We start from the raw sequence: 21,909 nt of genomic DNA, 5'->3' as shown, positions 1-21,909 counted from the left end.
GCGTTTCAGGCCAATCCCGTTGACTCTGCGCTCACGGCGCGCCCTACTCGCACTTTTCCGCCCTGAGTGCAGAGTCAACGCAAAGAACGGGGCATCTCCGCCGCAATACAATTCATCAGCGCGGTGTAGCGCTTGGCCTCCGGGTCCTGGCCGGGCTTGCCGCTGGAGATCAGCCCGGCCGACAGTCCGCGCTCCGGGTCGGTCCAGATGGCGCAGTTGACCAGGCCCAGATGCCCGAACGCGGCCGGCGCGCCCCGTCCGAACGGCCCGAACCGCTTGGACCCCAGCATGTAGCCGGTGCCCCAGCGCAGCGGCGCCAGCCCGGTCGCGACATCGGGCCGCAACCGGCGGCACTGACGCACAGCGTCCTGCAACGTCTCCGGCGACAGCACCCGCACCCCGTCGAGTTCGCCTCCGCGGCGCCAGATCTCGGCGAACCGCGACAGCTCGAACGCGGTGGAGATGGTGTTCGACGACGGCACCACCGTGGTCAGGAAGAACGGGCTGTTGGTCACCGGGATGATCTCGTACACCGAGCCGCCGATCGCTTTGCGGAACACCGCGACCGCCGCGCCGGTCGGTTGCTTTCCGGTGGCGTGGCTGGGCGCCACCAGCGGAATATCTTGCGGGGCAACGCCGTAATTGGTCCATCGGAAGCCCAGCGGGTCCAGGATCTCCGTTGCCAGCACGTCGCGGATGTCCTTGCCGGTGGCTGCCCGCACGATCTCGCGGGTCAGCGGCCCCCAGGTCAGTGCGTGATACATGTGCATCAGTCCGGGCGGGTACACCAGCCGCAGGTTGGCCAGCTGCGCCTGCGCGTACTCGGGGTCGTCGGCGCGATTGAGGTCGGGCTTGGGGCCGGTGGCAAACGGCACCCCGGCGCTGTGCGTCATCACGTGCCGAATCGTGGTGCGGTGCTTGCCGTGCCGGCCGTAGTCGGGCAGATAGTCGCTGACGCGGTCATCCAGCGAGAAAGCACCGCGCTCGGCCAGCATGTGCATCACCGTGCTGGTGATGGCCTTGGCGGTCGAGTACACACAGAACGGCGTGTCCACGCTCACCGGGATCAGCTCGGCGTCGTCCGGATCCGCGGGACCGTTGCCCCAGCCATGCCCGATCGCGCGGTTGAGCACCACCCGGCCGTTGTGGCGCAGGCACAACTGGATGGCGGGGTGCAGGCCGGCGGAATACCAGTGCCGGGCGGCCTGCCAGATCCGGTCCACGGCCGCCGGGTCGATACCGGAGTGGTCCTCTTCGCCGATCGCGGTGACGGCATCGAGGTCGGCGGGGATACGGACGGTGCCGTCGGGTGTCATGCCCGCCAGGTTACGTTGGTGGCCCGGAAGACCTCAGCTACGCGGCCCCCGGCCGAAATAGAGTTCCTGGGTCGCCACGCAGACCAGCTGGCCCGCCCGGTTGTACATCGTCGAGGTCGTGAGGCCGCGCCCGGCGATGCCGCTGGGGGTGAACTGATCCGAGAGCACCCAGTCCGAGAGGTCGACGGGCCGCTGGAACCACAGCGCATGGTCGATCAGCGCGTTGAAGGTGCTGGCCTGGTTGGTCCGCCGCATGGCCAGCGCGGCCTCCACCATCGTGGTGCCGGACAGGTAGGTCAACAGGGCACTGTGCATCGCGGGATCCGCCGGCACCGGCTCGGCGGGTTTCCACCACAACCGCAACCGCGGCGACGGCTCGTCACGCTCCATGGCGATCCGCGGCGGAGGGTCCACGTAGCGCAGGTCGAACGGGTGCGGCTGCACCCAGTAGCCGCCCAGTTCGTCGGCGTAGTCCGCCAGCTGCTCCTGCGACGACGGCAGCGAATCCGGGTCGGGGACATCCGGTATCGGCTGCTGGTATTCGGGCGCGTCGACGGCGGTCGTGAACGACGACAGCACTTCCAGCAGGATCTGGCCGTCCTGGCGGGCGGTGACCTGGCGCGTCGACAGCGTGCCGCCGTCGCGGGCCACCTCGACATGTAGGTCGACCGGGCGGCGGGCGTCCCCGGCCCGCAGGTAATAGACGTGCACGCTGTGCGGCACCCGGCCCGGCGCGGTGCGGCTGGCCGCGATCAGTGCCTGACCTGCGATATGTCCACCGACGATGTGGTGGATCCGGTTGTCCAGCTGGGTGGCCACGAAGTGCTCGTCATCGACGCGGTCGACGTCGAGGGTGGCGATGATGTCGGCCAGGGCCGGCTGGCGGTGCGGCACGTCGTGGCTCACGCGTGCGCGCCCATCTCCATCAGGTACACGCCCGCGCCGATCAGCACCACGCCACCGGCCATCATGGGCGTGAACGGATCGTCGAACAAGAACCGGGCCAGCACCGCGGTCAACGCGACTCCGACACCCGACCAGACGCCGTAGGCCACCCCGACCGGAATGCCGCGCTTGAGCACCATCGCCAGCAACACGAAGGACAACACATAGCCGACGGCCACCGGGATCACCCACTGCCATCGAGCGAAGCCGTCGGAGGCGCGCATCGACAGCGTTCCGGCGACCTCGAAACCGATCGCCCCGAACAGGAAGAGCCAGGCCATCACTCGCCGGTGAACTCGGGCTTGCGTTTGCCCATGATGGCGCCGATGCCCTCCATCAGGTCCTTCGACGCCAAGAAGGCCGAGTTCCATGCCGCCACGTAGCGCAGGCTGGCCGACACCCGGTCAGTGCGCTGCTCGTCGAGTACGTCCTTGACACCCGCGACGGTCAGCGGCGGGTTGGCGGCGATCTCGGCCGCGGTCGCGTGCGCGGCGGCCAGGCAGGCCTCGGCATCGGCGTAGACGTCGTTGACCAGGCCGATCTTCTCCGCCCGGGCCGCGTCGATGTCCTTGCCGGTCAGCGCCAGCTCACGCAGGTGACCGTCGGACAGGATGAGCGGAAGCCGGGCCAGGCTGCCCACATCGGCGACGATCGCCAGCTTGACCTCGCGCACGCTGAACTTGGCGTCGGCGGACGCGTAGCGGATGTCGACCGCGGAGATCAGGTCCACTCCGCCGCCGATGCACCAGCCCTGGATCGCCGCGATCGTCGGCGTCCGGCAGTCGGCCACCGCGGTGATCGCACCCTGCATACGCTGCAGCTCGCGGTGGAAGTCCGCCCGCGGGCGGGCCAGCGCGCCTTCGGCCAGCATCGGCGTCATGGTGCCGCCCATCGCGGCCAGATCCAGCCCGTAGCTGAAGTTCTTGCCGGAGCCGGTCAGCACGATCGCCCGCACGTCGCGGTCGGCGTCCAGCTCGGCGAAGACCTCCGGCACCTCCGCCCAGAACGCCGGGCCCATCGCATTGCCCTTGCCGGGTCCGATGAGCGTGACCTGGGCGACGTGGTCTTTGATCTCGACGGTGACGGATTCGTAGGTCTCGGCCATACTCCAGACCGTAGCGTGGTCGCATGACCACCGATCTGCGACCCGGCCCTGATCAGCCTCCCGCCGACGAGCTTGCCGGCGCCGAAGCCGCGTGGGCGGTGCTGGAGCAGGTGCTGAGCGGTATCGGCCGCGACGAATGGTCCAATCCGACGCCCTGCTCAGAGTTCGACGTCGCGCAGCTGACCGAGCACCTGCTGCACTCCATCACCATCCTCGGCGGCGCGGCGGGCGCGGAGTTTCCGGCCCGCGATGCCGCCGATTCGGTGGCAGGCCAGGTTTCCTCCGCCGCTCGGCCCGCCCTGGACGCCTGGCGCGGTCGCGGTCTGGACGGCACCGTCGCGTTCGGCCCCACTGAGCTGCCGGCCAAGATGGCTGCGGGCATTCTGGCGCTGGAGTTTCTGGTGCACGCGTGGGACTACGCGACGGCGACGGGGCGCACGCTGAATGCGGCCGAACCGCTGGTCGGATACGTGCTGGACCTGGCGCACACGATCATCACGCCGGAGGGCCGGGTGCGGGCGGGGTTCGACGACCCTGTCGACGTCCCGGATTCGGCATCGAGCCTGCACAGGCTGATCGCCTTCACCGGACGGTCATAGCCTGGCAACCTGCTGTCCAATCCAGCGTCGTTCAAGCTGCCTAGCGTGGGTAGGACATGGACATTGCCGGATGGTTATGGGCATTGACGATCGTCGGCCTACTAGGGCTCCTGGCGTTCGACTTCTTCGTGCATGTTCGCAAGGCGCATGTTCCGACGTTGAAGGAATCCGCGATCTGGTCCGCCGGCTACATCGGCGTCGCCGTCCTCTTCGGGTTCGGCGTATTGGCCTTCGGTGGCGCCGATGCGGGCTCGGAGTATTTCGCCGGTTACCTCACCGAGAAGGCTCTTTCGGTCGACAACCTGTTCGTGTTCCTGGTCATCATGGCCACCTTTCGGGTGCCGCGCGCCGACCAGCAGAAGGTGCTGCTGTTCGGGATCGTCATGGCGCTGGCCGCGCGGACCGGCTTCATCTTGCTCGGTGCCGCGCTGATCAACCGTTTCGCCTGGGTTTTCTACTTCTTTGGCCTGCTCCTGCTGCTGGCGGCGGGCAACATGCTCAGGTCGGGTAGCGCAGAGGAGGCCCACCGAGCCCCCGATGTCATCGTCGGGTTGGTGAAGAAGGTGGTGCCCACCAGCGAGCGTTATGACGGCGACCGGCTGTTCACCCGCGTTGATGGGCGCTGGGCGATCACCCCGATGGTGTTGGTGATGCTGGCGATCGCCGGCACCGATGTGCTCTTCGCGCTCGACTCGATCCCGGCGATCTTCGGCCTGACCCAGAACAGCTATCTCGTGTTCACCGCGACGGCCTTCTCCCTGCTGGGCCTGCGGCAGCTCTACTTCTTGATCGACGGCCTGCTCGACCGGCTGGTGTACCTGTCCTACGGACTGGCGCTGATCCTCGGATTCATCGGCGTGAAGCTGATCATGCACGCGATGCACGAAGGCGGCGCCGGCGGCATCGAGATCGGCACCGGGCCGTCGCTGCTGGTGATCGTCGGCGTGCTCACGGTCACCGTCATCGCCTCACTGCGGCACCGCCGGCACGCGGCCCAGAGCCAGACCGCGCGCGATCGGGAGCTGGTGCTGCGGCGCTGAATCAGATCCGGCCCAGGGGAATGCGGCAGTTGCCCGTCTCCGAGCGACAACTACCGGCGCGTGGCAGTGCCCTGAGCGGTTTGTCGCTCAAAGGTGGGCAACGGTCTACATGACCCGGATTCTCTGGAACGGGCTAGACCCGTTCCAGGTAGAAGTAGAAGTACCGGCCGTTATCCAGGACTCCTGCCTTGCCGTTCATGATGCCCAGCACGGTGTTGTCGTCCACCCGCTTGAAGTGGTCGTGGGTGGGCTGACCGTCGTAGACCATGGTCGCCACCACCTCGCCGCGGAACTCCTCGGCCCACAGGCTCGCCTCGCCCTTGCCGAGCTTGACGTTGGAGAACTTGTTGCCGTCCTCGTCCAGGCACACCAGCGGCTGCACGTCGGTGGGCGAGTTGAACGTCTTGCCGAACCAGCGGGCCTTGTCCAACAGGCCGTTCATCTTGTGGCCGGTGACGAACTCTCCACCGCGCCACTCGCCGATCATCTGCTCGACGGTGGCCGGCGGCAGCGTCGCCCAGAAAGCATCGATCTCGGCGTCGGGGATCTGGTCGGTGCGCTCCTTGAGCGCGTCGAACGTGGTGCGGGCCTGCTCGTCATTCATGGGGCTACCTTTCTCTGCCGAGCGTGAAGGTGGCTTCACTCTCGGCGGTGGTATGGACTCAGCCGGCCTTGTTCACGGCCCGCTTGAGGCCGAACAGCAGGCCGTGTGCCAGCACCGCGGCGACCCCGGGCAGGCGGTTGTCGGCGCTGACGGTGTAGCTGATCTCCGTGCCGGATCCCGTCGAGCGCAGGGCCACGTTGCCGATGTAGTTGCGGAAGGGGATGCCCGAGACGCCCCGGTAGCTCAGCCGCTGATCCGGCTCGAACGCGATGATCTCCTCCACCAGCGGCGCCATCCCCGGCACCGCCTGGATGCGACGCTGGGCGCCGACGCCGTTGGGCTCGGGGGTTCCCGGCCGGATCACGGTGATCTTCAGACCGGGGGCCCAGTCGGACATGGCCTCGTAGTCGGAGAGCACCGCCCACACTCGAGATGCGGGTGCGGCGACGGTGGCAGTCGCGGTCGCGTGCATGTCAGTTCCTCCTCAGCGGTACGTCTGTGCGAACCGTAACAGCGCGTCGTTCTCCTCCGGCGCGCCGATGGTCACTCGCACTCCGTCTTGCCCGTAGGGGCGGACCACGATGCGGGCCGCCGCGGCGGCGGCCACGAAGTCGGCGGTGCGCTCGGCCAGCGGCAGCCACACGAAGTTGGCCTGCGAATCCGGCAGCTCGAACCCCGCCTCACGCAGTGCCGCCGCTACCCGGGCCCGCTCGGCGACCACCGCGTCGGTGCGGGCCAGCAGCTCCTCGGCGGCATCCAGTGAGGCGATCCCGGCGACCTGCGCCACGCTGGACACCGTGAAGGGCACATAGACCTTGCCCAGCGCGGTGATGATCTCCGGGTCGCCGACCGCGTAACCCAGGCGCAGACCGGCCAGCCCGTAGGCCTTCGAAAAGGTCCGCAGCACAACCACATTCCGGTGGCGTCGGGCCAGGCCCAGGCTGTCGGGGAGCAGGCCGTCGCGGATGTACTCCACATACGCCTCGTCGATGGCGATCAGGATGTGTGGTGGCACCGCGGCGACGAACCGGGCCAGCGCATCGGGGTCGACGACGGTGGAAGTCGGATTGTTCGGATTGCAGACGAAGATCAGCCGGGTGCGCTCGGTGATGGCGTCCAGCATCGCGTCCAGGTCGTAGGTGTGCTCGCGCAGCGGCACCTGCACCGGTACGGCTCCGGCCGTACGGACCTGCAGCGGATAGATCTCGAAGCTGCGCCAGCCGAACACCACCTCATCGCCTGCGCCGGTGCTGATCTGGATGAGCTGCTGACACAGACTCACCGACCCACAACCCGCCGCCACGTGCTCGGGGCCGAACCCGACATGCTCGGCCAGTCGGGCGCGCAGCGCGGCGTAGCCGTTGTCCGGGTAACGGTTGGTGGTGGCCAGGGCGGCTTCGACGGCTTTGGCCACGCTGGGCAGCGGGGGGAACACCGTCTCGTTGCTGGCGAGTTTGATCGATCCCGGGACCGTCTTGCCCTCGACGTAAGCCGGCAGCGCGGCGATCTCCGGTCGCAGTCGGGCGGTCACGGACCACAGCATATGTGTGCCGTTGGCGGCCTACTTCCCCGCACTCACCCCGCGGTTTCAGAACTGGGGGAGTGATCCGGTACCCTCAACGAGTTCGGGAGGCGTGCCAGAGCGGCCGAATGGGACTCACTGCTAATGAGTTGTCCCCTTTACGGGGGACCGGAGGTTCAAATCCTCTCGCCTCCGCAACGGCCGGGCTTGCTCGACCGACAACTGAAGACAGGCGCCCGTAGCTCAACGGATAGAGCATCTGACTACGGATCAGAAGGTTGGGGGTTCGAATCCCTTCGGGCGCACATTTTCATCAGTGACAGATCGCCCCGGCTACGGCCGGGGCTTTTCTGTTTGGTGCACCGGATCGTTGTGGTCAGCCGCCGAACCCCGCATGACACCAAATTAGGTTAGCCTTACCTCTAATGTGGCGGAGTTCTTCGTGTTCCGCTCGCGAATGGCGAAGGCGGCTGCGGATCGCCGCGGGAGGTGAAGGGTTATGGCTGCGCGAATTGGGTTGGGTGATCTCGAACGCACGGTCATGGAGTGCCTGTGGTCGGCGTCCGGGGCGTTGACGGTCCGCGAAGTTCACGCGTCGGTGGCCGTCAAGCGCAACCTTGCCTACACCACGATCATGACTGTGCTGCAACGGCTTGCGAAGAAGAATCTGGTGGTCCAGCGGCGGGACAATCGTGCCCATCGCTATGTGCCGACGCAGGGCCGTGCCGAGCTGGTCGCCGAACTGATGTCGTACGCGCTCGACCAGGTCGCCGACTCCCGCGGGCGCGAGGCCGCGTTGGTTCACTTCGTCGACCGCGTCGGCGCCGACGAAGCCACCGCGCTACGGCGAGCGCTGGCTGAACTCGACGACGCCTGACGAGACGCGCCACCGGGCGGGTCGGCGTCGCGGCTACGAGCGACCGCTTTTTCGGTCTTCTCGCGGGGCGGAGGTCTTCGGGGAGAACCACGCCCGCTTGGCCTGCCAGGAGCGCGCCAGCCCGTAGGCGAAGATCGCCACCGACAGGCAGACGCAGGCCCAGATCGCTGGGCCGGCATAGCCGTCGACACCGGCCGAGATGATCCCGACCAGACAGGCGGCCAGCGCGAACGCCATCGCCGCCACGTACAGCACGAGCGTTGTCCTGGCCCGGTGGTCGTGCCGCAGCGACAACATCAGCCGAGCGACGTAGCCGCTCAGGTACAGCACCAGCATGCCGGCCGTCACCTCGAAGACGGTCAACCAGCGATCACCGGCCAGGTGCGCGAACATGTCGGGCTCGAAGCCCCGGGTGGAATTGACGAACGCAACCAGCAACACCACAACGCCCAAACCGACTGGCGCCAAAAGGTGTTTGCGCATGATCGGCCACACATGCGCGGGGTCGGCGAGGCGCACCAGCATGTGGTAGATGTTGCCGATCACCCCCGCGAGTAGGCAGAGCCAACCGGCCAGCTGCTGGACGTTCCACAGCCCCAACAGGGTGTGCAGGGGCGGGCCCAGCTCGGTGGCCGCCCACGGCGTCAGCAGTAGCAGTGCGCTGCCTTCCATCGCGATGGCGAAGGTGGCGCCGGCCTCCCAGCGTGACGACCAGGTGTCGCGGCGGACCCACAGGCAATAGACGACCATCGCTACGGTGGCCACCACGAACGCAGGAGTCATTGAGCGCCGATCACCGATTCGTCGCCGTTGGCGGTGAACCAGGCGCTCTTGGCTTTCCAGGACCGCGCGGACCCGTAGGCGAAGGTGCCCACCGCCAAACAGATGCAGAGCCAGATCCAGCGGCTGGCGTTGTCGCCGTCGATCCACGTCGAACCGACCACGATCAGACATGCGGCGGTGGCGAATGCCATCGAGACCAGGTAGAGGTCAATGGTGGGCTTGGCGCGCGGATCGTGCCGCAGGGTCAGCATCAGCCGGCTGACATAGGCGCTGAGATAGATCACCAGCGCACAGCCGACCACTTGGTACAGCTCCATCCAGGTATCGGTCCTGGGCGCGGCGAATACATCGGGCTGGTAGTCCTGGTCGGAGCGCAGGTAGGCCGGCACCATCACGGCGATGCCCAGCCAGATCGGGATCATGAGCTGGCGGCGCATGATGAACCGCACTTGATCGGGGTCGGCGAGACGCACCAGCATGTGATAGATGTTCGCCGTGACGGCCACGATCAGGCACAGGTGGCCGATCAGCTGTTGAACGTTCCACACCCCGAGACCCTGATGGAGCACCGGGCCGATCTTGGCTCCGGCCCACGGCGACATCAGTAGCAGCGCACAGGCTTCCAACGCCAACGCGAAGGTGGCGGCGTTCTCCCAGCGTGTCCACCAGGTGTCGCGGCGCACCCAGAGGCTATAGGTGATGATCGCCAATGTGGTGGCAATGATTCCCGACGTCATCGAGTGCCCTCACGACAGGGCTTGTGGGGGATTGGGCTGCGCAACCGGAGGCTCGCTGCTGGCGAACCACGCGGCTTTGGCCTGCCAGGAACGGGCTGAACCGTAGGCGAAGATCGCCACGGAAATACATGCGCACAGCCAAATCAGCGGGCTGACATCGGCTTTGGACCAGGCATTGCTCAAAAGCGCCATGATGGCCGCCACGGCGAAGGCCGTGGAGGCGGTGTAGAGCTCGACGGTCTCTTTGGCGCGGGGATCGGATCGCAGCATGGACAACACTCGCGTCGCGTAGCCGGACAGGTAGATCAGCACCAGCGACAACAGCGCCCAGTAGGCCCTCGCCCAGGCGCCGCCGCCCCCGAGCGATGAGAAACCGTCCGGGCGATAGCCCGCGTCGGCGATGAGGAACAGCGCGGTCATCGCCACCACGCCGGCTTGTACGGGCAACTGCACATGCAGGCGGAACAACGGTCGGATCTGGTCGAAGTCGGCCAGCCGGGCCAGCACGTGATAGATGTTGGCCGCGATGGCGACGACGAAGCAGATGTGACCGGCCAGCTGCTGGATGTTCCATATCCGCGTGGCGTGGTGCAAACCCGGACCCAGGGTTTCGGCTGCCCAGGGCGACATCAGTACGAGCGCGAAGGTCTCCAGGGCGATCGCCAGGGTGATGCCGATTTCCCAACGCGACCACCACGTATCGCGGCGCACCCACAGGGTGTACAGCGCCACCAACACGGTGGCACCAATTAACGCCGACGTCATGCGTCGACGGTACTTCCTGGCGGTCCTCTTAGACGGGGGGTTTGTCCAGATCCGCCTTCAGATCACCCAGGCGCAGCGGCCGCGATGAGGACTCCAGGTACTCGGCGACGGCGTCGTGCTCGATCAATCCGAACCGTACCTGCAGGTCGACGGGGTTCAGCCCGAAGTACCTGGCAACTCGGATCAGATTGTCCGCGCTGATCAGCCGGCCCTCATGTGCCGCCTTGTAGTAGGCGGACTTGCGGTAGCCGAATGCCTCGTAGACCTCGGTCGCTCCAAGCGGCCTGCCTACGAGATAGGGCAACACGACGGTTGGATCTTTGTGACGATCGTCCACAGCAATACACCTTAGCTCTTCTTCGTGGACCGCACAAGTATTTCGGAAACTCGGCGGAGCATAAACACTGCTAAAACCGACTGGGCGTAAGCAATTCAAGCATTGCACGGGCCGCAATCCTGGTTCCGAGCGGGATAGCGGAAAGGTCGACCATATAGTCCGGCGAGTGCGGTGTGAAGGGGAACAATTGACCCTTTTCCGCGGACTTCGCGTACACCTGCGGATCGGCGACGCCGACCAGCAGATATGCCAGCGGTACCTCCAGGTGCGGCCCTTTGAGCAGGTGGCAGTCCTCCGAGCCGGTCAGCGCCGGTAGCTGGCGCACGACGTTGGCCTCACCGAGCAGGTCGCCGAGCGCGGTGGCCACCCGGTCGGTGAGGGCGGTGTCGTTGACCAGCGGAGTGGCGCCGCCGGCCAGCGAGATCTCCGGCAGCCGGTCCTCGCCCATCCCGTAGCTGCGGGCGATGCCCAGGCAGATCGACCGAATGCCGGTCAGCAGCGTCTCGCGCACGTCGGGGTTGAACCACCGCAGGTTGACCTTGAGCAGCGCCCGGTCCGGAATGACGTTGTAGGCACTGCCGGCCTGTACCGAGCCGACCGTCAGCACCGCCGTCTCGCTGGGTGCGACGGCGCGACTGACAATGCTCTGGAACTGCACGATCGCCTGCGCCGCCATGAGTACCGGGTCGCGGGCCAACTGGGGCATGGACCCGTGTCCGCCCACGCCGTGGAACACGATGTCGAGCTGGTCGGTGCCGGCCATCCGCTCCCCGCCGACCGCGGCAACCATGCCGACCGGTACCGGCGCGGTGTGCATCGCCAGGAAGGCGTCCGGTCGGGGTGCGACGTCGTAGAGGCCGCCATCGATCATGGCTTGGGCGCCGGCGATCAGTTCCTCGGCGGGCTGTCCGATCAGCACCGCGGTACCCGACCAGGTGTCGGTGGTCTCGGCGAGCACCTTGGCCAGGCCCAACATCCACGTCACGTGTGCGTCATGCCCGCACATGTGCCCGAGCGCCGGATAACTGCTGGCGTAGTCCAGGCCGGTGGCCTCGGGCACTGCCAGCGCGTCCATGTCGGCCCGGTACATCACCACCGGGCCGGGGCCGTTGGCCAGCACCGCCACCACGCCGGTGCGGCCGATCCCGGTGGTCACCGTGAAGCCGAGGTTGCTCAGCGCCTGCGCGGCCGTGCGCGCGGTGCGCACTTCGTTGAACCCCAACTCGGGATTGCGGTGCAGGTCTTTGAAGATGTCGACCAGGCGCCGGGTGTCGGCGGAGACGATCCTGTCGATGTCGTCGATGAGGTCTGTCATTTCGCGTCCGCCATCCAGGTCTGGGCCCGCTCGAAGAGCCAGACGGCGGCCTCGTGCAACTGGTCGCCGACCTCCTGCTGCGCCATGCCCGCCGACGCGCGGGCCAGCGTGCCCTCGATCACGATGGCCAGCTTGAAAGCTGCCATCACCGTGTACCACCCGAGGTGCGACAGATCGCGCGAACTGCCCGCGGCATAGCGCTGCACCAGGTCATCGGGGGAGGCCAGTCCGTCCATGCCGGTCAGGGTGTGGCTGAACACGCTGGATCCGTCGTCTTGGCGCCAGGTGGCCAACAGCCAGCCCAGGTCCAGCAGCGGGTCCCCGATGGTCGACATCTCCCAGTCCACAATCGCCACCACCTCCGGTCCGCTGGGGGAGAACATCACGTTGGCCGCGTGGTAGTCGCCGTGCAGGATCCCCGGTCGCCAGGATGTCGGCACATTGCGCTGCAACCAGGCGGCGACGTCCTCGAGGCCCGGCAGGTCGGGCCCCGGATAGTTCTCGAACTGTCGGTAGGAGTCCAGTTCGGAAAGCCACCGCGGCACTTGGCGTTCCAGGAACCCGTCGGGCTTTCCGTAGTCCGCCAGCCCCACGGCGACATGGTCGATGGCGCCGAGTTTCGCCAGCGCATCGGCCATCGACAGCCCCATCCCGTAGCGGACCGTCGGGTCGCCGGCGTGCAGGGCGGGCAGTTCCCCGCTCGCGTTGAACCCGTCGACCGGCTCCATCAGGTAGAACACCGCATCACCGAGCACCGCCGGGTCGTCGCAGACGGCGATCAATCCCGGATGCGGCACGTCGCTGCCGGCCAACGCGGCCAGCAGCCGGGTCTCGCGCAGCATCACCGCATTGCTGCGCGGTCGCAGGTGCCGCGGGCCGCGCCGCAGCACATAGCGGCGACCGGATCGGGTGAACGCCAGCATGACGTTCTGGGTGCCGCCGGACAGCTCCGTGACGTTATCCAGCGGGCCCTCGCCCAGGCCCTGGGTGGACATCCATTCCGCGACCGCTTCGAGGTTCACGGGGCGAACCTAACCCGTCGGCCCGCAGCGGTTCACCGGTTTCGCGGGCCCCGTTCCCGCGTTGTCAGCTCTTGGGCCGGACCTGCTGGGAGATCGTCTGCACCCGGATCGAGTCGTCGCCGAACAGGAACGTGTCTACCCCGTCGACGCCGAAACCCGGTGCGTCCAGGGTCCATTCCAGCAGCAGCACCGTGCCGCTGTAGGTCTGCGACTTGATCTCGAAGTTCGCGTCGGCCAGTGCGGCGGACAGCTGGCTGAACGCGGCCCGGATTCCGCTGCTGCCCCGCGCCACGCCGGCGGCGGTGATCAGCTCGGATTCGTCGGTGTAGTCGACGAGCAGCTCGTCGACGTCGCGAGCGAGCAGAGCCTGGAGGTGGTGGTCGAAGATTTCCTGCGGTGAGCGTGCCATGCGATGAAGATATCGGCGCGCCCGACATACTGGAACGTGATGTCTACGCCACGGGGATCGGTCGAACGTGTCGTGATGTCGCGCGCCGACGGCAAGCCCATCACCGTGCTGGTGGTCGACGACGAGGCGGTGCTGGCCGAAATGGTGTCGATGGCGCTGCGCTACGAAGGCTGGACCACCGCGACCGCAGGCGATGGCGCTTCGGCGATCGCGGCCGCCAAGGCGGAACGTCCCGACGTCGTGGTGCTCGACGTGATGCTGCCCGACATGAGCGGACTCGACGTGCTGGGAAAGCTGCGGGATATCAACCCGCGGCTGCCGGTGCTGTTCTTGACCGCCAAGGACGGCCTGGAGGACCGCATCGCTGGGTTGGCCGCCGGCGGCGATGACTACGTCACCAAGCCGTTCAGCATCGAGGAAGTGGTGTTGCGGCTACGCGCGCTGTTGCGCCGTACCGGGGTGAGCACCGCCGAGGCCGGCGCCCAGATCGTGGTCGGCGACCTGGTGCTCGACGAGGACTCCCACGAGGTGACCCGCGGCGGTGACCCGATCACGTTGACGTCCACCGAGTTCGAGCTGCTGCGCTACCTGATGCACAACGCCAAGCGGGTGCTGTCCAAGGCGCAGATCCTGGACCGGGTGTGGGACTACGACTTCGGTGGCCGGGCCAACATCGTCGAGCTTTACATCTCCTACCTGCGGAAGAAGATCGACAACGGCCGAGAGCCGATGATCCACACGCTGCGCGGTGCGGGCTATGTGCTCAAGCCGGCTGGGTAGATCGCCGCAAGGCGGCACCTGGCGCAACTGGTCGCTGCGGGCGCGCCTGCTGGCCGGTCAGATCGTGCTGCTGACCGTGGCCTGCCTGGGTATCGGCGCGGTGACGGAGCTTGCGCTGTATCAGTACCTGGTCAGCCAACTCGACCACCAGCTCTCCGACGCCTCGCATCGCTCGGCGCGGCTGCACGGCCAGCCACCGCCGCCGCCCGGGCATCGGCACCACCGGCCGCGGCCGGGGCCCGGCCCGGACTTCCTGGACGCCCCCGGTCAGCCGGCCGGCATGGTCGGTGCGGTGGTGGAGAGCGGGGGCGCTCCCGCGGACGACCAGGACATCGAGGCGGGGTACCTGAGCACCTCGGGTCAGCGGGAGGAGCTGAGTCCTTCCGCCACAACACGTTTGACCGACGTGTCGGCGGGGTCGCCGCCGGTGACCCGGCGCCTCGACGGCGTGGGCCGCTACCGGGTGGTCGCGACCACCGCCCGGCGCAGTGACGACGTGATCGTCACCGGACTGCCGCTGGCCGCGGTGGACGCCACCATGGTCCGGGTGCTGCTGATCTTCGGGCTGGTCACGCTGGTTGCGGTGGCCGCGGTGGCCACCGCCGGCAGTGCGGTCATCCGGCGAGCGCTGGCCCCGCTGCGCCGCGTCGCGCAGACCGCCGGCGAAGTGGCCGGCCTGCCGTTGGATCGCGGTGAGGCGACGCTGCCGGTGCGGGTCGCCGAGTCCGACGCCAACCCCCGCACCGAGGTCGGCCAACTGGGCGCCGCGGTCAACCGGATGCTCGAGCACATCGCTGCCGCGCTGTCGACCCGCCAAGACAGTGAGACCCGGGTGCGCCAGTTCGTCGCCGACGCCAGCCATGAGCTGCGCACGCCGCTGACCGCAATCCGTGGTTACACCGAACTGGCGCAACGGATCCCGGTATCCGATGACGCGGACTCGCAAGGCCTGGCGCACGCGTTGAGCCGGGTGCAGTCCGAAACCGAACGGATGACCCAACTGGTCGAAGACCTGCTGCTGCTGGCCCGCCTGGATTCCGGTCGTCCGCTGGAGCACGAGCCGGTGGACCTGTCCCGGATGGCGGTCGACGCCGTCAGCGACGCCCACGTCGGAGCCCCGGACCACCAGTGGCAACTCGATCTGCCCGATGAGCCGGTGACGGTGCCCGGTGATGCCGCCCGGTTGCACCAGGTGGTGGCCAACCTGCTCACCAACGCCCGTGTGCACACCGGCCCGGGAACCGTGGTGACGCTACGGCTGGCCGTCGATGGCGACGACGCGGTGCTCAGCGTCACCGATGACGGGCCGGGCATCCCGGCGGAGTTCCTGCCGGAGATCTTCCAGCGGTTCGCCCGCGGGGACACCTCCCGGTCCCGCAAGGGCGGCAGCACCGGCCTCGGGCTGGCGATCGCCTCGGCGGTGGTCCGCGCGCATCGGGGCAGCATCGGCGTCGCCAGCGAACCCGGCCGCACCGCGTTCACCGTCCGCCTGCCCCGGTAGCCCCCTTTTTCCGCGAGCGTGCGTGTTTGCACGGCAACACGCCGGGTTTGACGGACAACTGCGCACGCTCGCCCCGGGTTTGCACCCGCCGCCCGTGGGGTAGGCGACCCAGATGAATCCCGAACTGCCACCCGAACCGGGCCGGCCGGAAGAGTCGCCGCACCGGCGTACTCCCGACGAGCCGCCGGAACGACTGGTGCCCGCGGAACCGCCGGAACGACTGGCGCCTGCCGAGGTGCCCGAACGGCTGGTTCCCGACGACCCGCCGGCCCCGCCCGACGACTCACCGGAGAAGTGATCCCATGCGTGCTGAAGAAGGCGACGAATCGATCCGCGATTACGCCCACGAGGCGCGCGAGACCCGCGACCGGGTCGCCCGCCCGTCGTGGCCGACGCGGCTGCGTCACGCACTGACTTCGTTGCGCCGGCGCCGTTGACGCGTCAACCCACGCCGCGACACGGCGTTGGTGGCAAGCTGGGCGCCATGGAGAACCAGCCGGTGAGTGCAACGATCGAGGCCGCCCACGCCGAGCACCGCAGCACGCTGCCCTTCGGCGACACAACAGATTTCGCCGACGCCGACCGCGGCTTCATCGCCGCACTGACACCGTGTGTCATCACCTCCGCCGATGGCCGGGTGGTGTGGGACAACGACAGCTATGACTTCCTCGCCGGTGATCCGCCCACCTCGGTGCATCCGTCGCTGTGGCGCCAGTGCCAGCTGGCCGCCAAGCAGGGGCTCTACGAAGTCGTCGAGGGCATCTACCAGGTGCGCGGCTTCGACATCTCCAACATCACCTTCGTCGAGGGCGACTCCGGAATCATCGTCATCGATCCGCTGATCTCCACCGAGGTCGCCGCCGCGGCGCTGCAGCTCTACCGAGAGCATCGCGGCCAGGACCGCCCCGTCATCGCGGTCATCTACACGCACAGTCACGCCGACCATTTCGGCGGTGTGCTGGGTGTGACCTCGCAGGCCGACGTCGACGCCGGCCGGGTGGCCGTGCTCGCCCCGGAGGGCTTCATCGAGCATGTGGTGGCCGAGAACGTCTACGCCGGCACCGCGATGCTGCGCCGGGCCGGCTACATGTACGGCACCGTGCTGGCGCGCGGCCCCCGCGGGCAGGTCGGCTGCGGCCTGGGGCAGAACACCTCGACCGGGGAAGTGTCCGTCATCGTCCCCACCGTCACCATCTCCCAGACCGGTGAGACTCACGTCATCGACGGCGTACAGATCGAGTTCCAGATGGCGCCGGGCACCGAGGCGCCGGCCGAAATGCACTTCTACTTCCCGCAATTCCGGGCGCTGTGCATGGCCGAGAACGCCACCCACAACCAGCACAACCTGCTGACCTTGCGGGGCGCGCTGGTGCGCGACCCGCGGGCCTGGGCCGGCTACCTCACCGAGGCCATCGACACCTTCGCCGGGCGGGCCGACGTCGTGTTCGCCTCGCACCACTGGCCGACGTGGGGCACCGAACGGATCGCCGAATACCTCGGGCTGCAGCGTGATCTGTACGCCTACCTGCATGACCAGACGTTGCGGCTGCTCAACTGCGGCTACAGCGGGATCGAGATCGCCGAACAGTTCCAGCTACCACCGGCCCTGGAAAACGCCTGGCACGCCCGCGGCTACTACGGATCGGTGAGCCACAACGTCAAAGCCGTCTACCAACGGTATCTGGGCTGGTTCGACGGCAACCCGGCCCGGTTGTGGCCACACCCCCCGGAGGCGCTGGGACCCCGCTACACGGCAGCGCTGGGCGGCGTGGACCGCGTTGTCGAACTCGCCGACGCGGCTTTCAAAGACGGTGATTTCCGTTGGGCGGCAACCCTGCTCGACCACGCGATGTTCACCGACGCCGAGCACACCGGGGCGCGCAGGCTTTACGCCGACACACTGGAGCAGCTGGCCTACGGCTCCGAGAACGCGACCTGGCGCAATTTCTTCCTGTCCGGTGCCACCGAATTGCGTACCGGCAACTTCGGCACCGTCGGCCAGGTCACCTCGGTGGCGCTGATCTCGCAACTGAGCCCCGAGCAACTCTTCGAGAGCCTGGCGATCCGGATCAACGGGCCGCGAGCCTGGGTTCTGGCGCTGGCCCTGGACGTCACGTTCGCCGACACCGGGGTCAACTATCGCCTCACTCTGCGCAACGGGGTACTGGTCCATCGCAAGACGCCGGCGGATCCGGCCAGCGCGGACGTCACGGTCACGGCGGCCACCAAGCTGGCGCTGCTGGCAGCGCTGCTGGGCGACGGGGGACTGGAGGTCACCGGCGACCAGGCCGCCTGGGCGAACCTGCTGGGCGTACTCGACAAGGCCGACCCGAACTTCAACATCGTCACCCCGTGAGGCGGGGCCGAACCGGCCCCTTAGGGTGACATGCGTGCAGTTGCTGCTGATCCGCCATGCCCTCCCGCTACGCAGCGAGTACGGCCAGGGCTCCGATCCCGAGCTGTCCGAGACCGGCTTCGCCCAGGCGCAGCGCCTGCCGGATGCGTTGACTCGATTCCCGATCACCCGGCTGGTCAGCAGCCCGCAGCGCCGGGCGATCCAGACCGCTGAGCCGCTGGCCGCGCAGCTGGGTTACGGCGTCGACATCGATGAGCGGTTCGCCGAATACGACCGCGACCTGGCCGGCTACCTGCCCGTCGAACAGCTGGCCACCGAGCGACCGCAGGATTGGGCCCGGATGGCGCAGGGGCATCTGCCCGCCGACGTCGACGAGGCCGCGTTCTGTGCCCGAGTCGCTGACGCCGTCGCCGACGTGGTGGCCGGCGCCGAACCCGACGACACGGTCGCGGTGTTCAGCCACGGCGGCGTGATCAACGTGATCCTGCACCAGGTCCTGGGCACGCAGCGCCTGTTGTCGTTTCCCATCGACTATGTGTCGGTCACCCGCCTGCTGTACTCGCGGTCCGGGCAGGCCGCGGTGGCATCGACGAACGGCACCGAGCATGTCTGGGACCTGCTGCCGCGCAATCAGGCCCGGTTCTCCGGTGGCGAGGGAAGCGGCGAAGCCGCGGGCTGATCCGGCCGGCTACCGGTGCGCCGCGAGGGACTTCTTGGCGGCGCGACGCAGTTGGAAGATTCGCGCGGTCCCGACCAGGGCGGTCAGCAGCCCGCCGCAGATCGCCGCCAGCAGGATCGCCACCCCCTTGGGCAGGCTCCACGTCCAGGTCAAGAACGCCAGGTCGACCGGGCCGGTGTTCTGGGTGACGAACACCAGCAACACGATCAGGACCAGAAAACCGGCGATCAGCGCGCTCCACAGCGCGCCGGCGCGGGTAAATGGCATCGCCGCCGGAGGCGGCGGCGGGGGGCTGGGTTCACCTTGAGGTGGGTCGACGGGCACGCGCGGGTCGCTGCTCATGGGGATATCTTGCCGCCTGGGGCCCAGAAATGAACCGGTTCTCGTCAGTTTGCGCGCCGGGGGGCCTGACTGCGGATCGTTGGCCGGTCGCTTACGGTGGATTGGTGAGCGCAGCCCCGTCCGGTCCGTGGCCGGCGATTCTGACCTGGCGGGCGCCCGACGTCCCCCGGATGGAGTCGGTGCGTGTGCAGCTGTCCGGAAATCGGATCAGGGCCAACGGCCGCATCGTGGCCGGGGCCACCGCGGAGCATCCGGCGTTCGGCGTTTACTACGACCTGCACACCGACGAGTCCGGCGCCACCAAACGGTTAGGCCTGACCGTCACGCTCGCCGAACGGGAACGTCAGCTGGTGATCGCCCGTGACGAAGAGAACATGTGGCTGGTCACCGATGCCCGGGGGCAGTCCCGCGCCGGCTATGACGGGGCGCTGGACATCGACATGCTGTTCAGCCCGTTCTTCAACACGCTGCCGATCCGGCGGGCCCGGCTGCACGAGCGAGAGGCGGCGATCACCCTGCCCACGCTCTACCTGAACCTGCCCGACATGTCGGTGGTGGCGGCGACCGCCAGCTACAGCAGTGTCGGGACGCGGCCCGGCATCAAGGTGATCACCCCGGGAACCGATGCCCGCGGCACCACCATCACCGTCGATGACGACGGCTTCGTCATCGACTATCCCGGGTTGGCAACGCGGATCTGATCACGCCGCCGGCCCGGCCCGCGGCGGCCAGTTCCCGGCGCCAGTCGTTGGCGCCGACGACGACGGTGACGATCTCGCTGCGCGGGAAATTGTCGTAGCGCGTGCGCGCGGCGTGCCCATGATTGACCAGTTCGGCCACCGAGTCCGACGCCGACAGCGAATCGCGCGCATCGGCCAGCAGCGCGATCGCGCGATCCAACGCCGGCAGCAGCCGTTGCCAGTTGGCCTCGCACATGGCCCGGACCAGGTCCGGTGCCGTCCCGGCGACCCGGGTGCCGTCGCGGAAGGATCCGGCGGCCAGCGCGAACGCCAGCGGTACGTCGGCCGCCGTCACGGCCAGCGCCTCGGCCATCAGATGCGGCAGATGAGAGATGGCGGCCGCGGCCGCATCGTGCTCCTCGGAGCGGGCCGGTACCGCCAGTGATCCGCAGTCCAGAATCAGATCCAGCACCTGCGCGAACACCGCCGGGTCCACGTGGTCGTCGACGCTGATCACCCACGGTGCGCCCTGGAACAGATCGGCGTGTCCGGCGGGCCAACCGGAATGGGCGGTCCCGGCCATCGGGTGCCCGCCGACGAAGCGGGCCTGCAGCCCGGCGGCGGTGATCTCGTCGAGCACCGGGCTCTTGACGCTGGTGACGTCGGTCAGCGGGCAGTCGCGTGCGAGCCGGCTGATGGGTTCGAGCAGCAGCGGCAGCGCCGGCACCGGGACGGCGATCACGATCAGCGCACCGGTCTGTGCGGCGCGCTTCAGGGCCGTTTCCAGCTCGGTGGTGGCATCGAAGCCGTCGGCGACCGCGGCGTTCACCCCGTCGGCCGACCTGTTGTACCCGAACGCCGTCCGGCCCGCCGCCGCGGCCGCACGCAGCACCGAACCGCCGATCAGACCGAGCCCTAAGACGCACACCGGAGTCTTCACTGTGCTTACCGCCACCTGTCCAGGTTGGCACACGCTGGTCAAGGGCGTAAGCGGCGACTACCGTAGGCGCCCATGGGAGCACAGAGCTCGTCCGCACCGGGCCGGCCGGCGGAGACGCTGGACGGTTTCGGAGTGGCTGTTGTGCGTGAAGACGGCAAGTGGCGTTGCACGTCCATGCGTGCCGCAGCCCTTACCAGTCTGTCCACAGCAGAGACAGAGCTACGTGAACTGCGCAGTGCCGGAGCTGTTTTCGGTCTGATCAATGTCGACCACGAGTTCTTTGTGATCATCCGCCCCGGCCCGGCCGGCACCCGCTTGCTGCTCTCGGATGCCACGGCAGCGCTGGACTACGACCTGGCCGACGAGGTGCTCGAAGAGATCGACGCCGACATCGACGCCGACGACCTGGAGGATGCCGACCCGTTCGAAGAGGGCGACCTGGGGGTGCTGTCCGATATCGGCCTGCCCGCCGCGGTGCTCGGCGTCATCCTCGACGAGTCCGACCTGGCCGTCGAAGAGCAGCTGCACCGCATCGCCAACGAGATGGGATTCGACGAGCAGCTCACCGCGGCCCTGCCGCGACGCGCTCGGTGAGCGGCCCGCCCACCGACGAGGACCTGATCCGCGCGGCCCTGCTGGCCGCCGGCCGGGCCGGGCCGCGCGACGTGCCGGTGGGTGCGGTGGTGGTCGGTCCCGACGGCACCGTACTGGCCCAGGCGGCCAATGCGCGCGAAGCTCTCGGCGACCCCACCGCGCACGCCGAACTGCTGGCTATTCGCGCCGCTGCCGCCGTCCTCGGCGACGGCTGGCGGCTGACCGGCGCGACGCTGGCCGTCACCCTGGAACCCTGCACCATGTGCGCGGGCGCGCTGGTGGCCGCGCGGGTGGCCCGGCTGGTGTTCGGGGCCTTCGAGCCCAAGACCGGGGCGGTGGGCTCGCTGTGGGACGTAGTCCGGGACCGCCGGCTCAATCACCGGCCCGAAGTGCGTGGCGGAGTGCTGGCCGCCGAGTGCGCTGCACCACTGGAAGCGTTCTTCGCCCGGCAGCGATTGGGCTGACGGGCACCTTGTTAGGTACGCTGTCCCGCGGTGGCGTGTCCGAGCGGCCTAAGGAGCACGCCTCGAAAGCGTGTGTGGGGTAACCCCCCACCGAGGGTTCAAATCCCTCCGCCACCGCCATTGTGATGAGTCGGGTCATGGGTTACACATGAGTCGCGTCATCGGTTACAGATTGCCCCGGCTTTTGCCGGGGTTTT

General features: G+C 68.1%; 28 protein-coding genes and 3 tRNA genes. 15 read left to right on the top strand and 16 right to left on the bottom strand.

What is annotated here, in order from left to right; genetic code table 11:
- Window positions 1–74: 74 nt before the first annotated feature.
- From lipE to ACJH5R_RS22695, 4 genes are read right to left on the bottom strand one after another with little or no spacing between them, the layout of a single operon-like run.
- Window positions 75–1,316 (bottom strand): lipase LipE, encoded by a 1,242-nt coding sequence (gene lipE / locus ACJH5R_RS22710; protein WP_406783003.1) that lies wholly within the window; start codon window positions 1,314–1,316, stop codon window positions 75–77.
- Window positions 1,317–1,349: 33 nt separating this feature from the next.
- On the bottom strand, window positions 1,350–2,222 hold the full coding sequence (locus ACJH5R_RS22705) for an acyl-CoA thioesterase (RefSeq protein WP_406783002.1): 873 nt from the start codon (window positions 2,220–2,222) through the stop codon (window positions 1,350–1,352).
- A complete protein-coding gene (locus ACJH5R_RS22700) occupies window positions 2,219–2,542 on the bottom strand; it encodes a multidrug efflux SMR transporter (protein WP_406756761.1) in 324 nt (107 codons plus the stop codon). The genes ACJH5R_RS22705 and ACJH5R_RS22700 overlap by 4 nt, the downstream gene beginning before the upstream one ends.
- Window positions 2,542–3,366: a crotonase/enoyl-CoA hydratase family protein gene (locus ACJH5R_RS22695; protein ID WP_406783001.1), complete on the bottom strand. Its 825-nt coding sequence runs from the start codon at window positions 3,364–3,366 to the stop codon at window positions 2,542–2,544. The genes ACJH5R_RS22700 and ACJH5R_RS22695 overlap by 1 nt, the downstream gene beginning before the upstream one ends.
- 23 nt (window positions 3,367–3,389) lie before the next feature.
- Between ACJH5R_RS22695 and ACJH5R_RS22690 the strand changes: the two genes are divergently transcribed.
- Together ACJH5R_RS22690 and ACJH5R_RS22685 are read left to right on the top strand one after the other, a co-directional pair.
- The gene (locus ACJH5R_RS22690) at window positions 3,390–3,965 is read left to right on the top strand and encodes a TIGR03086 family metal-binding protein (protein WP_406783000.1); all 576 of its coding nucleotides are present in this window, start codon (window positions 3,390–3,392) and stop codon (window positions 3,963–3,965) included.
- Between the two features lie 56 nt (window positions 3,966–4,021).
- Window positions 4,022–5,005 carry a TerC/Alx family metal homeostasis membrane protein gene (locus ACJH5R_RS22685; RefSeq protein ID WP_406756764.1) on the top strand — a complete coding sequence of 328 codons (984 nt, stop codon included), beginning with the start codon at window positions 4,022–4,024 and terminating at the stop codon, window positions 5,003–5,005.
- A 133-nt stretch (window positions 5,006–5,138) separates the two neighbouring features.
- On the opposite strand, the gene ACJH5R_RS22680 is transcribed toward ACJH5R_RS22685, so the two are convergent.
- The 3 genes from ACJH5R_RS22680 to hisC are packed head-to-tail and all read right to left on the bottom strand — an operon-like array spanning window position 5,139 to window position 7,140.
- Window positions 5,139–5,609 (bottom strand): DUF4334 domain-containing protein, encoded by a 471-nt coding sequence (locus ACJH5R_RS22680; RefSeq protein WP_406782999.1) that lies wholly within the window; start codon window positions 5,607–5,609, stop codon window positions 5,139–5,141.
- A gap of 58 nt (window positions 5,610–5,667) precedes the next feature.
- Window positions 5,668–6,081: an SRPBCC family protein gene (locus ACJH5R_RS22675; protein ID WP_406756766.1), complete on the bottom strand. Its 414-nt coding sequence runs from the start codon at window positions 6,079–6,081 to the stop codon at window positions 5,668–5,670.
- A gap of 12 nt (window positions 6,082–6,093) precedes the next feature.
- Window positions 6,094–7,140: a histidinol-phosphate transaminase gene (hisC, locus tag ACJH5R_RS22670; protein WP_406782998.1), complete on the bottom strand. Its 1,047-nt coding sequence runs from the start codon at window positions 7,138–7,140 to the stop codon at window positions 6,094–6,096.
- A 97-nt stretch (window positions 7,141–7,237) separates the two neighbouring features.
- Between hisC and ACJH5R_RS22665 the strand changes: the two genes are divergently transcribed.
- The 3 genes from ACJH5R_RS22665 (at window position 7,238) to ACJH5R_RS22655 (ending at window position 8,008) form a co-directional block, all read left to right on the top strand.
- Window positions 7,238–7,326: transfer RNA gene (locus ACJH5R_RS22665), tRNA-Ser, on the top strand.
- 37 nt (window positions 7,327–7,363) lie between these two features.
- A tRNA-Arg gene (locus ACJH5R_RS22660) sits at window positions 7,364–7,436 on the top strand.
- 194 nt (window positions 7,437–7,630) lie between these two features.
- Window positions 7,631–8,008: a BlaI/MecI/CopY family transcriptional regulator gene (locus ACJH5R_RS22655; RefSeq protein WP_406756768.1), complete on the top strand. Its 378-nt coding sequence runs from the start codon at window positions 7,631–7,633 to the stop codon at window positions 8,006–8,008.
- Between the two features lie 33 nt (window positions 8,009–8,041).
- Here the strand turns inward: ACJH5R_RS22655 and ACJH5R_RS22650 are convergent, their stop codons facing one another.
- The 7 genes from ACJH5R_RS22650 to ACJH5R_RS22620 all read right to left on the bottom strand — a co-directional run bounded on the left by ACJH5R_RS22650 (window position 8,042) and on the right by ACJH5R_RS22620 (window position 13,376).
- Window positions 8,042–8,791, bottom strand: coding sequence for a hypothetical protein (locus tag ACJH5R_RS22650; RefSeq protein ID WP_406756769.1), 750 nt, complete (start codon window positions 8,789–8,791; stop codon window positions 8,042–8,044).
- On the bottom strand, window positions 8,788–9,528 hold the full coding sequence (locus ACJH5R_RS22645; protein WP_406756770.1) for a hypothetical protein: 741 nt from the start codon (window positions 9,526–9,528) through the stop codon (window positions 8,788–8,790). Before ACJH5R_RS22645 ends, ACJH5R_RS22650 begins: the two co-directional genes overlap by 4 nt.
- 9 nt (window positions 9,529–9,537) lie before the next feature.
- Window positions 9,538–10,293 carry a hypothetical protein gene (locus tag ACJH5R_RS22640; protein ID WP_406782997.1) on the bottom strand — a complete coding sequence of 252 codons (756 nt, stop codon included), beginning with the start codon at window positions 10,291–10,293 and terminating at the stop codon, window positions 9,538–9,540.
- A gap of 28 nt (window positions 10,294–10,321) precedes the next feature.
- Window positions 10,322–10,630: a hypothetical protein gene (locus tag ACJH5R_RS22635; protein WP_019737957.1), complete on the bottom strand. Its 309-nt coding sequence runs from the start codon at window positions 10,628–10,630 to the stop codon at window positions 10,322–10,324.
- 70 nt (window positions 10,631–10,700) lie between these two features.
- Entirely contained in the window at window positions 10,701–11,945 is a 1,245-nt protein-coding gene (locus tag ACJH5R_RS22630) for an amidohydrolase (protein WP_406782996.1), read from the bottom strand.
- Window positions 11,942–12,940, bottom strand: a complete 999-nt coding sequence (locus ACJH5R_RS22625) for a phosphotransferase family protein (RefSeq protein WP_406783005.1) — start codon at window positions 12,938–12,940, stop codon at window positions 11,942–11,944. Before ACJH5R_RS22625 ends, ACJH5R_RS22630 begins: the two co-directional genes overlap by 4 nt.
- A gap of 91 nt (window positions 12,941–13,031) precedes the next feature.
- Complete coding sequence (locus ACJH5R_RS22620) at window positions 13,032–13,376, bottom strand: nuclear transport factor 2 family protein (protein ID WP_406756773.1); 345 nt, start codon at window positions 13,374–13,376, stop codon at window positions 13,032–13,034.
- A 75-nt stretch (window positions 13,377–13,451) separates the two neighbouring features.
- Here ACJH5R_RS22620 and ACJH5R_RS22615 point away from each other — a divergent pair, with 75 nt between their 5' ends.
- The 6 genes from ACJH5R_RS22615 (at window position 13,452) to ACJH5R_RS22590 (ending at window position 18,692) form a co-directional block, all read left to right on the top strand.
- Window positions 13,452–14,156: a response regulator transcription factor gene (locus ACJH5R_RS22615; RefSeq protein ID WP_406756916.1), complete on the top strand. Its 705-nt coding sequence runs from the start codon at window positions 13,452–13,454 to the stop codon at window positions 14,154–14,156.
- Complete coding sequence (locus ACJH5R_RS22610) at window positions 14,134–15,657, top strand: sensor histidine kinase (protein ID WP_406782995.1); 1,524 nt, start codon at window positions 14,134–14,136, stop codon at window positions 15,655–15,657. The genes ACJH5R_RS22615 and ACJH5R_RS22610 overlap by 23 nt, the downstream gene beginning before the upstream one ends.
- 112 nt (window positions 15,658–15,769) lie before the next feature.
- Complete coding sequence (locus ACJH5R_RS22605) at window positions 15,770–15,955, top strand: hypothetical protein (RefSeq protein ID WP_406782994.1); 186 nt, start codon at window positions 15,770–15,772, stop codon at window positions 15,953–15,955.
- Window positions 15,956–15,959: 4 nt separating this feature from the next.
- Complete coding sequence (locus tag ACJH5R_RS22600; protein WP_406756776.1) at window positions 15,960–16,094, top strand: hypothetical protein; 135 nt, start codon at window positions 15,960–15,962, stop codon at window positions 16,092–16,094.
- A 47-nt stretch (window positions 16,095–16,141) separates the two neighbouring features.
- Complete coding sequence (locus ACJH5R_RS22595; protein ID WP_406782993.1) at window positions 16,142–18,013, top strand: alkyl/aryl-sulfatase; 1,872 nt, start codon at window positions 16,142–16,144, stop codon at window positions 18,011–18,013.
- A 34-nt stretch (window positions 18,014–18,047) separates the two neighbouring features.
- Window positions 18,048–18,692 carry a histidine phosphatase family protein gene (locus ACJH5R_RS22590; RefSeq protein ID WP_406756778.1) on the top strand — a complete coding sequence of 215 codons (645 nt, stop codon included), beginning with the start codon at window positions 18,048–18,050 and terminating at the stop codon, window positions 18,690–18,692.
- Between the two features lie 9 nt (window positions 18,693–18,701).
- Here ACJH5R_RS22590 and ACJH5R_RS22585 read toward each other — a convergent pair whose 3' ends face one another.
- Window positions 18,702–19,034 (bottom strand): lipopolysaccharide assembly LapA domain-containing protein, encoded by a 333-nt coding sequence (locus ACJH5R_RS22585; protein WP_406756779.1) that lies wholly within the window; start codon window positions 19,032–19,034, stop codon window positions 18,702–18,704.
- A 104-nt stretch (window positions 19,035–19,138) separates the two neighbouring features.
- On the opposite strand from ACJH5R_RS22585, the gene ACJH5R_RS22580 reads away from it, so the two are divergent.
- The gene (locus tag ACJH5R_RS22580; RefSeq protein WP_406782992.1) at window positions 19,139–19,735 is read left to right on the top strand and encodes a putative glycolipid-binding domain-containing protein; all 597 of its coding nucleotides are present in this window, start codon (window positions 19,139–19,141) and stop codon (window positions 19,733–19,735) included.
- Here ACJH5R_RS22580 and ACJH5R_RS22575 read toward each other — a convergent pair.
- Window positions 19,701–20,642, bottom strand: coding sequence for a prephenate dehydrogenase (locus tag ACJH5R_RS22575; RefSeq protein WP_406783004.1), 942 nt, complete (start codon window positions 20,640–20,642; stop codon window positions 19,701–19,703). The two genes, ACJH5R_RS22580 and ACJH5R_RS22575, sit on opposite strands and share 35 nt — an antisense overlap.
- Before the next feature lie 84 nt (window positions 20,643–20,726).
- Here ACJH5R_RS22575 and ACJH5R_RS22570 point away from each other — a divergent pair, with 84 nt between their 5' ends.
- The 3 genes from ACJH5R_RS22570 to ACJH5R_RS22560 all read left to right on the top strand — a co-directional run bounded on the left by ACJH5R_RS22570 (window position 20,727) and on the right by ACJH5R_RS22560 (window position 21,832).
- Window positions 20,727–21,248, top strand: a complete 522-nt coding sequence (locus tag ACJH5R_RS22570) for a tRNA adenosine deaminase-associated protein (protein WP_406756781.1) — start codon at window positions 20,727–20,729, stop codon at window positions 21,246–21,248.
- Window positions 21,245–21,712 carry a nucleoside deaminase gene (locus tag ACJH5R_RS22565; RefSeq protein WP_406782991.1) on the top strand — a complete coding sequence of 156 codons (468 nt, stop codon included), beginning with the start codon at window positions 21,245–21,247 and terminating at the stop codon, window positions 21,710–21,712. Before ACJH5R_RS22570 ends, ACJH5R_RS22565 begins: the two co-directional genes overlap by 4 nt.
- A 29-nt stretch (window positions 21,713–21,741) precedes the next feature.
- A tRNA-Ser gene (locus ACJH5R_RS22560) sits at window positions 21,742–21,832 on the top strand.
- Window positions 21,833–21,909 lie beyond the last annotated feature (77 nt).

Source organism: Mycobacterium sp. SMC-19, assembly GCF_045310815.1.
Classification (GTDB): domain Bacteria; phylum Actinomycetota; class Actinomycetes; order Mycobacteriales; family Mycobacteriaceae; genus Mycobacterium.
This window is presented reverse-complemented; position numbering and strand designations above follow the sequence as displayed.